Source organism: Shigella sp. SIG3, from assembly GCF_053555855.1.
In genome coordinates this window covers 1-421 of sequence record NZ_JBQZXE010000326.1, presented here as the reverse complement: position 1 = coordinate 421, position 421 = coordinate 1, and the positions used below count along the sequence as shown (strand labels likewise).

The 421-nt window shown below is 47.3% G+C and carries 1 pseudogene; it reads right to left on the bottom strand.

The features are described 5' to 3' along the window. Positions 1-206: 206 nt before the first annotated feature. Positions 207-421, bottom strand: a pseudogene (locus tag ACUU1I_RS21240) (patatin-like phospholipase family protein); the annotation flags it as partial.

The following is a 421-nucleotide window of genomic DNA, read 5'->3' as shown; positions in this document are numbered from 1 at the left end:
TTCAAAAACACCATCATACACTAAATCAGTAAGTTGGCAGCATCACCTAAGTGCTTTTACGATGAATTTCATGATAACTCTCCTTATGACATTAATAAATGCGTTAATCTTAAATCTCACCCAGGTAATATATATCTGAAAATATTTTCAACAACACCAGACAGGAAAAACACCACCACAGGCGGTGGCGTTTCTTTGGGGCGTCTTTATTTAATCCGGGCCATCGCGCTTCTCAGTGCCAAATCTGCCTCTTCCGTTATCTCCAGACTTTTCTGCAACACCGTTTCTGACCGGGACAGTGCCTGACGTGCTGCCAGCGGTTTCCGGATATGCTCCATCGTCAGCATCGTGTCCTCGTAGCCCTGCTGACGCCAGGCGTCGGTATGTGCCGACGTGAAACTGAGCAGACCGCCACTGTTGC